This is a genomic window from Nonomuraea sp. NPDC050478, assembly GCF_044458265.1.
Taxonomy (GTDB): Bacteria; Actinomycetota; Actinomycetes; order Streptosporangiales; family Streptosporangiaceae; genus Nonomuraea; species Nonomuraea ferruginea.
This window is the reverse complement of the sequence record NZ_JBITHT010000013.1, coordinates 132,526-141,374: the sequence shown is the minus strand read 5'-3', so window position 1 is coordinate 141,374 and position 8,849 is coordinate 132,526. Positions and strand designations below refer to the sequence as shown.

Genomic DNA, 8,849 nt, shown 5'->3' with positions numbered 1-8,849 from the left:
CTAGTGACACGCCGCATCAGCGTGCCCGCAAGCGTTTCCGCAGCTCACACCCCTGATTCATGTGTTTTTCTCGCTACACATCTGCGGAACGCGGGTGAAGATGTGCCTGCTTCTCGTTCGCGCAGCCGCTCTATCTTGGCCCGGAATGGGCTGTCGTAGAGCCATTGCCGTGACACGCCGGCGGCAGCAGCGACGCGGCTGATGTTGATGGGCTGGCCGGACTCGTCCAGTTTTCGCATCGCATTGGCGACAGCGGCCTGCATTCGGGAACGACGGTCATCGCGGTAGCGGTCAAGGGCCTCTGTCACGGGACACCTCTCAGAGACTTCAGGAGGGTGTCGAGTTTGATCAGCACCTTTCGGTTCTTCTCGGCCATGCGAGTCTGGCCGGCGCTCTCAAAGGTGGCGATGAGGTCGGCGGTGCGTGCTCGCTGCTCTTCATGGGCTGGGATGAACTCCGGGGTGGTCACGAAGTAGTCGTTGCAGTCGAGACAAGCGTTCTGCACCTCGCACGTTTGCTGCAAGGGCAGGGCGCAGTAGCCGTTCGGGAGGGTCACTTTGGCCCGGTTCATGCGCTCTTTCATCCACGCGACGTCCGCGAGAGCGCTGTCGGGGGCCAGCTGCTGGAGTAGTTCCCCGGCGGCATTGAATCGGGCCGCCGAGATGAACTCGTGTTTCAATCGCTCACCGTTGAGCCGGGCGTAGCCGCGCGTGACCGCAGGGTCGTCGTGGTCCAACAGCTCCTGGACCACTTCCTGTGGTGCACCGTTATTGAGCTCGCGGGTGCCGAAGGTATGGCGAAACTGGTGCGGGGTGATATGGGCGGGGTTTCCGTCGCGGTCGACGATGCCGACCTCGGCCATCCACTTCTGGATGGCCGAGCGGACTGCGGCGGTCGTCGTGTGTCGCTGGCCGTGGGCATTGTGGTTGTAAGCCGGGAACAACCACAGGGTGTCCGGATGCTTGGCGCGCGCCAGGCGCTGCTGCCCCTGGATCGCTGCCACGATGTCTGGGTCGCGGACGGGGTGCAAGCGTTCCCGTTCGCGTTTGGTGTTGCGGTAGCGGATCGTCGGGAATCCGTCGGCGTCCTCGCCGAGGCAGTCGATGGTCAACTCGACCAGCGTGCCGAGCCTGAAGCCGTGTCCGTCGAGGATCAGCAGTTGCGTTCGCAGGTCGGGCCGCGCCAAGCGCAGGTTCTGGGGGGACATGATCTGTCGGTGGATGAACGAGGGGATCGGCTTAGGAAGATTCTCTTCGCGCTTGGGTAGTTCCCCGATTCTGATGATCGCAGTCTCGGGGATGTGGGGCGTCCACTCATTGAGCCGGTGGTCCTCGATCAGGACTCGAAGCGCGCTGACGACGCCCTGGCGCTGTGACCCGGATATGCCGGGCTGGCGCTTCACCCAGGCGATGTAGTCGAGCAGGAGCGCGCGGCTGAGGCCCTGGGGCCCGGTCACGTGCGAGTGTTCCTGGGCGAGGAAGCGGGAGAACCACAGCAGCCGCGAGCACGTGCCACTGGCAGTGCTGAACTTCCACCCGGTGTTGATCCGGTGTGCGGCCCACTCCTTGAGCCAGCGTTTCAACCAGGGCTGCTCGACCCCGATCCACGACAGCGTTCCGACACGGGGGCTGTGGACGTCGAAGTCGTGTGGGTACCAGCGGTCCCGGTCCATGAGGGCGACCGGCCAACCCACGTCCAACGCGACCGACCCGGCGAACCGGACGTGGGCGCGGACGGACCATGCCCGCCCCTCGAAGACCTCGGGGATAGGCATATCGGTGCGTAGCCAGCGGTCCTCGGCCTCGATGCTGGGGTGGATGAGAGAGTGCAAACCCGCGTCGATGGCGGTGCGCCGGATGGCGTTGTAGTCGGTCAGCCGCAGGAAGGTGTCGTTGCGGTCCCGTCGGGCCTGCACGAGCAGCCGCAGTTCCAGCGCTAGAGATTCGGGGAGGCCGGTGAAGTCGAAGCCCGGGTGGTTGCGCTCCACCGGGCCGCCGTTCAGGCTGGCGTCGACGGCGAACGCTGCCGCGGTCAGCTCCGACCCGTGTTGGTCGCCCGCCCTTTGGGTCATCTGCGATCGACGGTCATGAAGACGGCCTCGGTGGACACCGCACAGTCGCGGCTGTCCGAGACCGTCGAAGCCGCTGCATCCCTCGACCGAACACGATGCACCCCCGATGGCGGCCTCACCGGCGGCCGGGTAGTAGACGGAGTCCAAGAACTCCGGTGCGAGTGCGGCACGAATCCTGTCGTGAGGGTCGGCATGGTCGGGAGTCGCATGGACGAGACGGAGGCTCCTGTGCATCATCTGCCGGCCACCGCGACGTCGATCCGGTCCAACGCGCGTCGGAGGTCTTCAACCGTGGTGTGCACGTAGGTCTCGCGTGTCACGTCGGCGCTGGAATGTCCGAGCAACGCGCTGACCGTCTCCATATCCGCGCCGCCGCGACGCATGAGCGTGGCGAATGTGTGTCGTAGGACATGAGCGGTCATGGGGATTCCGCTGGCCCTGCTGATACGGCCGATGAGTGCGCGCACATTGTCGTACGTCATCGGCGCCCCAGCGTTGCCGGACCACAGGTTGATGAAGACGTAGTCGCTGTCCCAGTCCCCGTACTCCTCGTCGAGGTATCTGGAGTAGAGCCGGCCGACTGCGGGATGAAGGGGCAGGATCAGCGTGGAGCGGCGCTTCGCGCGGGCGTTGTTCGCGTTGTCGTCACGCGGCACGACGGCAATCTCGCCCTTTCGAACCCGAACATCCTCGTGACGCAGACCCAGCGCGGCGCCGACCCGCAAGCCGTTGAGGCCCATTGCGGCGAGCAGCAGGCGGTCACGAAGCCGAGTCGGCGTCGTCAGGACGGTGACGAGTTCCTCCTCAGCCAGATACTCCTGCCAGGCCGCTCGGGCAACGATCACCCTCCCCAGGTGGATGGCGTCGAAGACCGCCATGCCGTTGTCCAGTATGCGGATCTCATCACCGCGGATCTTCAGTGATTATCTCCGGTTCTTGGGCTCTTTTCGCAGGTCAAGGCGATATGATCTTGTCAGGCACGTAAGGCATGTAGAGCGACAGCCATGAGCCGGCCGTGTCCGGGTCACCGAGCTCATCGACACGGGCTGTTCATCGCGTTCAGGGGCTCGCGAACGCTCGATGATCGCGCTGGGGATTCGGAGCCAAGGTGCGAGCGGCGAAACTCGTCCATGAACTCTTGCTAGAGCGCGGGGCCGCCTTGGTCGAGCAGCTCGGCGCGACTGGCACCGCTGCTCGATCTGGACGAGGACCCATCCATCCACGATCATCAAAACGCTCCCCCGCCGCCCTGGCACGCTGGGACGCCGTGAGCCTGCGCATCGAGCTGCCCTGAGCCATGTCCGAACCGCAGGTGCTTCACGCGGGCGGGCCCGCCTTGACGCGCTGCATCAGTCGTTCCACCGACCCCCGATAGCTGTGGAGGTGCTCCAGCCACCATGTGGCGCCCGCGTCGGCGTAGTTCCGGACCGACGAGCCGGGCTCGCTCACCCCGATGACCGCCACGTCGAGGTCACCCGCAGTAGCCCCGTGCCGGCGCAGCTCGCTGACCTGAGCGGCCAGGGAGTCGGCCAAGAGCGTCATGCGGCCCTCCTGGTCGTCACCAGCGACGATCCAGCCGTCCCAGCGGGCGGCACGCCGAAGGGCGCCCGGAGCCGTGCCGCCGACCCACACCGGGACCCGGGGCCGCTGGAGGGGCAGCGGCGCGAGTCGCACCCCGTCGACGGTGTAGTGAGCGCCCCGGTGGTGTATCTCCTCGCCGGACCAGAGCGCCACCATCACGTCGAGCGCCTCGTCGAGCACAACCCCGCTGGGACGCGTTGAGCCGAAGGCGGTGAATTCCTGCCTCACGCCGCCCAGCCCAGCGCCCAAGATCGCGCGGCCGCCGCTCAGCCTGTCGAGCGTCGCAACCGTCTGGGCCAGCCTTTCCGGACGGTGCCGAGCCACGGCCGTCACCGCCGTGCCCAGTCTGATGCGCGAGGTCGCCTGCGCCGCGGCGGCCAGCGCCACCCACGGGTCGGCCGACGGCATGTCCCAGGCGAAGGCCAGATGATCCCACACCAACACGGCGTCCCACCCGGCGGCCTCGGCCTCTCGGGCGAGGGTGACCAGGTGTGCCGGCTCCGCGAGGTCACCGAGGATCGCGACGTCGATGCCATAACGCATGCCCCCAACCCAAGCACCCGGCACCGACATTCTGGAGGTGCCGCCATCGCACAGCGCGGCACCGACGAGCGGGTGAGCGCCGTTCGAGACGAAGCGGTAGAGCAAGTCTGGAAGACCTGCGAGCAGGCCGACGCTGCTGTCGCCGAGGCCAACCGCGCCGCGCCCGCTCGGGACGTTAGAAGCGAGGCAACGCACCTGACATGCCTGACATGCCTGAAGACCCCTGGATATCTGTGAGGCAAGAACCCGCCAACCTTACTTGCCTCACATGTCTAACTACTGTGAGTCACACGAGATAACTCCAGTTCCTCCTGTCGTAGCCCGCCCCATACGCGAGGGCCATGAGCGTGAGGCAGTCGTCGCGCGCGCGATCGGGCTCGCCGTGCTGGGCGATCGGCCCCTTGCTCGCCCGGGCCCTGGCCGCGCACCACCTCGCCGCGGGCGAGACCTCTGTGGGAGTGATCATCCGTACCGCCAGGAATCCGATCTGATCACCGACGTGTTCACCGACACCGACACCGACGCCCGGGCCGAGGCCGGCACCATCTACCGCTTCCAAGGCCGGGAGTTCGACACGGCAATCGTCGATCTGGTGGAGGACGGCTGGAGCCGGATCGCCAGGAACCTGCCCGGAGCACGGCAGACCGTCAACGTGGCCGTCACCCAGGCCCGCCGGCTGCTCTACCTCATCGCCCTCGGCGCCGCCGTTGCCCGCGCCGGGGCCGGACCGCTACGTGTCCTGGGCGACCTGTGCCGGGAGCGCCGTGTCACGATCGTCTCCGCATGCGACCTTCTCGGCCTCGAGCACGCCCCCGAGCCGTCGGGGGCCCGGCGCACCGTGTGGGAAGCGCTGCGCGGCCATGTCAAGGTCACCGGCCTGTACGACGAGGAGCTCCTGCCGGCCGAGCTGTGCGCGGCCATCGACGCGACCGAGCGCAGCGTGTGGATGTGGAGTCCCTGGGTCCGCAAGCGCGTCTACGACATCCTGCCCGCGCTGCAGGCCACCGCGCAGCGCGGCGTCGTCGTCCGGGCGGTCGTGCTGCCGCCGCGCGAGAAGAACGCTACGAGCCCTACGTCCAGGCGCTGCGCCAGGCCGTCCAGCATGTGGTGTTCCTGCAGGAGAAGCATCAAAAAGTCGCCGTGATCGACGACAGCCTCACCTTCCTCGGCAGCATGAACATGCTGTCGCACCAGCGGGTCGGCGGACGGCGGGAAGTCATGGCCGTGATGCGCAGCCGGCACTTCGCCGCTCACATCCTGCGGCACGAACGTGCCGATGAGTTCGACCGTCCACCGACCTGCCCGGCCTGCCGGCAGCAACGCCGGGCCGCCCTGCGCGGCAGCGGCTCGAAAAGACGCCTGCACTGGCTGTGCCCGCCGCCCTGCCGGCACCCCATCAGCCCGTTCCCGGACATCGACGGCGGACGCAATCAGCGACGTGCACCTCGCCGGCCCCGGCCGTGATCCCCGACCGTGACATTTCCCTTCATCTTCCGGCAGGACAATCAAGCATCCAGCTCGATAGCCAGAAGGCGTTCGGCGAACGATCCTCACCATGGCATCCGCTCAAGCCCTGACGGCGAGGGGACGACGTGTTGTTTTCCAGGTGGCGCCAACGTGACGACATCCATCGTTGGGCTCGCGAACTGCTGGCCTCCCTCGAACACGACCGGCAGGCAGGCCACCGTCTCCTCCAGGACGCCACCGCCGAGGTGCATCGCTACCGGCGCGCGATGCGTGATGACAAGGTCGGGACCCGGCTCGGCCTGCTTCCGGTCGGGAAGCTGGACTATGACGGTCCCAAAGTCCCGGCGGGGGTCCTGCAGGCCGCCGGACTGCACACCGCGGCCGACATCCAGCGCCATCGGCAGCACCTGACGCGCTTCGACAGAATCGGGCCGAGACACGCCGACAAGCTCCGGCAAGGCCTCGCCAATGCTCTTCGGCTCCGCAGCGACGACCTGCGGCCCGCGCTGGATGAGCGCGCTTGGCACCGCTACGAGGTGGACCTGGCCAGAGCCCTGTACACGCTGCAGGTCGCCAGGAAGCTGTCGCAGGCGGCGATCTGGCCCGTTCTTCAGCCCCTGCTGGACGATCTACGCGGACTGGCCCAGGCGACGCGACGAGGGTCCTGGCTGCTGGCGAGCGACGACCGCCAGCGGCAGGTGCTCGTCGAGCATCAGACGCTGCGGGAACGCGCGCATGCTCCAGCCATCGGCATGCTTCTGGCCGATCTGCGGCAGCACCATGACCGGGTTGAGACGCTCACTCGGCGACCACTAACCGACGGTGAGGTCAAGACCGCCTGGACGAAGCACAACGCCGCCTTGATGGCCCTGCTCGAACAGCTCACCCTGCACGAGGGCGACCCCAGCGAAGTCCGCGTCATCCAGGCCGGGGCAAGGCGCGGGTCGATCCCGGCCGACCTGGCCGGCCAGATCGCCGCCCTCCAACTCGACCGCTCGCTGCTGCGCAAGGAACTGCGCCACTACCAGGAGCTGGGTGCGGCCTTCGCGCTCATCGTCGGCCGGGCCATCCTGGGAGATGAGATGGGGCTCGGCAAGAGCGTTCAGGCGCTGGCCGCGATCGGGCACGTCATCGCCCGTCAACGACAGCAACATCACCTCATCATCTGCCCGGCCTCGCTCATCGACACCTGGCTGCAGGAGATCACCGAAACGCTGCCGGGCGTTGAGGCCTACACCAGTCGCGGCCGGAGCGCCGAGGCCGACCTGCGCCTCTGGATGAGAGGCCACGGTCTCATGGTCGTCTCCTACGAACGCGCCAAGACCCTGGTACCCCATCGCCTGCCCCAGCTCGGATTCGTCGTTGTCGATGAAGTTCATCTGGTCAAGAATCCCGGCAGCCAGCGCGCACAGGCCACGGCCACACTGGTGGCCTCGGCACGGCGGTGCCTGCTCATGGGCGGTACCCCCATGGAGAACAACGCCGGTGAGTTCCTCAACGTGATCGACCTGGTCGACCCGGCCAAGGGCCGGCATCTGCGCGAGGCGTTCGATGGCGGAGAGCGTGCTGGCCGTGAGCCCGACCGGTTCCGGCGTGCCATCGCCGATGTCTATCTGCGGCGTAACAAAGACGAGGTGATGCAGGAGCTGCCGCCGCTCACCTTCCACGACGAGCCCATCGGTCTGACCGGGGCTGAGCGGCGCAGCTATGAGCAGATCGCCCTCACCGAGCACGTGACGACCGTCCGCAGGAAGCTCACGACCCTCGGTGGCGCCGCGTCAGGAAGGATGCAGCGCCTGCGCGAGATCGTCCAGGAGTGCCGCGCCAACGAGCAGAAGATCCTCGTCTTCAGCTTCTTCCGCGACGCGCTCACCCTGGCTGAGGCGGTCCTTGGCGCTGACTGCTCCGTCCTGCACGGCGACGTCCTGCACAGCCGAAGACCCCAGCAGATCGACGATTTGGAACGTGCGCCCGGCTTCGCCGCTCTCATCGCGCAGATCACCGTCGGGGGTCAGAGGCTGAATCTTTCCAGCGCCTCGGTGGTGGTCATCCTCGAACCGCAGAACAAGCCCAGCACCGAATGGCAGGCCACCGGCCGGACTCACCGCATCGGCCAGACGCGGCCGGTGACGGTCTACCGGCTCATCGCCTCTGACACGCTGGAGGAACGGCTGGTGCAACGGGGGCACGTCAAGGCCGACATCTTCAACCGGGTGGCACGCCCCAGCGACCTGGCCGACACCATCAGGGCCCGTCTCCTCATCGACCACCAGCCCGACCTCGACGCCCTCTTGGAAGAGGAACGCCGCCACATCCGCGCCCGCACGCCACCAGGCGCGGACGCACCGGCATCCGCCGCGGAGAAGAACATCACGCGGTGAGCTGGCCGCACGCCTCCGCACCTGTCAATGGCCTTCGAGTTCTCACGGCCGCCGTCACGCAACGAGCCTGGGGCATGGCCCTGCGGCCCCCACAGCACCCGCATCAGCTGCCGGGCGGAAGGCATGGACCAAGGGCAGGTGATCGATTGCAGGTGAGGCGTCCGTTGCTCTGCGCAGTCCGACGACTGCCTCCCCGCTGATGTTCCCGTATAGAGCGCCGCACGCCGAGTTCCGCCGCCTACCTGCATCACCGCGCCACCTCGGGGACCTCCGTGGCAGCGACAGCACCGAAGGTCACGGCGGCACACGCGCTGACGCCGTACTTCTGGCGCTGCGTGGACGCCTTCGGCGCCCCGATGCGGGGACCACGTGACCGCCGCCGGACGCCGAGCATGACGGGCAGCCCAGTGTGGCCGCCGGCAACGCAATGTGGCCACAGCCGCGGTGCTCAGCAGGAACGTGAAGCGCCGTCCCACTCGAACAGGTCCCTGGGCGGGACGCTCAGCGCGTCGGCGATCTGGAAGACCTTGTCCAGGTGCGGGCTGTACATGCCGTTCTCGATCCGGTTGATCGTCTTGCGGTCAACTCCGGCCAGTTCACCGAGCTGCTCTTGGGTGAGTCCGTGCCCTTCGCGGAGTTCACGCAGCCTCATACCGAACTGTCTGCGCAGCTCAGCGAGTCGTGGCGTGATCGGATCGGGCACTTACCCACGGTGGCGGGCATGATCCTCAAAGGTCTGTACCAACGTTGGTACAAATGATGGCGGGAGTGGCTGCTTGCGCCTCTGTGACGTGCAAGCATGCAGC

Annotated in this window: 9 protein-coding genes; 3 read left to right on the top strand and 6 right to left on the bottom strand. The window is 67.2% G+C overall.

Translation table 11 applies throughout. The features are described 5' to 3' along the window. Positions 1–44: 44 nt before the first annotated feature. From ACIBF7_RS43240 to ACIBF7_RS43220, 5 genes are all read right to left on the bottom strand, one after another. Positions 45–308, bottom strand: coding sequence for a hypothetical protein (locus ACIBF7_RS43240; protein WP_397199745.1), 264 nt, complete (start codon positions 306–308; stop codon positions 45–47). Beyond that, on the bottom strand, positions 305–2,218 hold the full coding sequence (locus ACIBF7_RS43235) for a tyrosine-type recombinase/integrase (protein WP_397199744.1): 1,914 nt from the start codon (positions 2,216–2,218) through the stop codon (positions 305–307). The genes ACIBF7_RS43240 and ACIBF7_RS43235 overlap by 4 nt, the downstream gene beginning before the upstream one ends. An 86-nt stretch (positions 2,219–2,304) precedes the next feature. Then, positions 2,305–2,949 (bottom strand): tyrosine-type recombinase/integrase, encoded by a 645-nt coding sequence (locus tag ACIBF7_RS43230; RefSeq protein WP_397199743.1) that lies wholly within the window; start codon positions 2,947–2,949, stop codon positions 2,305–2,307. Positions 2,950–3,388: 439 nt separating this feature from the next. Then, positions 3,389–4,195: an LLM class flavin-dependent oxidoreductase gene (locus ACIBF7_RS43225; protein WP_397199742.1), complete on the bottom strand. Its 807-nt coding sequence runs from the start codon at positions 4,193–4,195 to the stop codon at positions 3,389–3,391. A 286-nt stretch (positions 4,196–4,481) separates the two neighbouring features. Continuing rightward, complete coding sequence (locus tag ACIBF7_RS43220) at positions 4,482–4,661, bottom strand: hypothetical protein (RefSeq protein ID WP_397199741.1); 180 nt, start codon at positions 4,659–4,661, stop codon at positions 4,482–4,484. 33 nt (positions 4,662–4,694) lie between these two features. Between ACIBF7_RS43220 and ACIBF7_RS43215 the strand changes: the two genes are divergently transcribed. The 3 genes from ACIBF7_RS43215 (at position 4,695) to ACIBF7_RS43205 (ending at position 8,043) form a co-directional block, all read left to right on the top strand. Continuing rightward, positions 4,695–5,339 (top strand): hypothetical protein, encoded by a 645-nt coding sequence (locus ACIBF7_RS43215; protein ID WP_397199740.1) that lies wholly within the window; start codon positions 4,695–4,697, stop codon positions 5,337–5,339. Then, positions 5,336–5,659 carry a hypothetical protein gene (locus tag ACIBF7_RS43210; protein ID WP_397199739.1) on the top strand — a complete coding sequence of 108 codons (324 nt, stop codon included), beginning with the start codon at positions 5,336–5,338 and terminating at the stop codon, positions 5,657–5,659. Before ACIBF7_RS43215 ends, ACIBF7_RS43210 begins: the two co-directional genes overlap by 4 nt. Before the next feature lie 128 nt (positions 5,660–5,787). Further along, positions 5,788–8,043, top strand: a complete 2,256-nt coding sequence (locus tag ACIBF7_RS43205; protein ID WP_397199738.1) for a DEAD/DEAH box helicase — start codon at positions 5,788–5,790, stop codon at positions 8,041–8,043. 448 nt (positions 8,044–8,491) lie between these two features. Here the strand turns inward: ACIBF7_RS43205 and ACIBF7_RS43200 are convergent, their stop codons facing one another. Next, positions 8,492–8,695 (bottom strand): helix-turn-helix transcriptional regulator, encoded by a 204-nt coding sequence (locus tag ACIBF7_RS43200; RefSeq protein ID WP_397199737.1) that lies wholly within the window; start codon positions 8,693–8,695, stop codon positions 8,492–8,494. Between the last annotated feature and the right edge of the window lie 154 nt (positions 8,696–8,849).

Coding starts and splice junctions, on each gene's coding strand:
- ACIBF7_RS43200 (WP_397199737.1), bottom strand. CDS start 8,695: ATGAGGCTGCGTGAACTCCGCGAAGGGCACGGACTCACCCAAGAGCAG.
- ACIBF7_RS43220 (WP_397199741.1), bottom strand. CDS start 4,661: ATGATCACTCCCACAGAGGTCTCGCCCGCGGCGAGGTGGTGCGCGGCC.
- ACIBF7_RS43225 (WP_397199742.1), bottom strand. CDS start 4,195: ATGCGTTATGGCATCGACGTCGCGATCCTCGGTGACCTCGCGGAGCCG.
- ACIBF7_RS43230 (WP_397199743.1), bottom strand. CDS start 2,949: ATGGCGGTCTTCGACGCCATCCACCTGGGGAGGGTGATCGTTGCCCGA.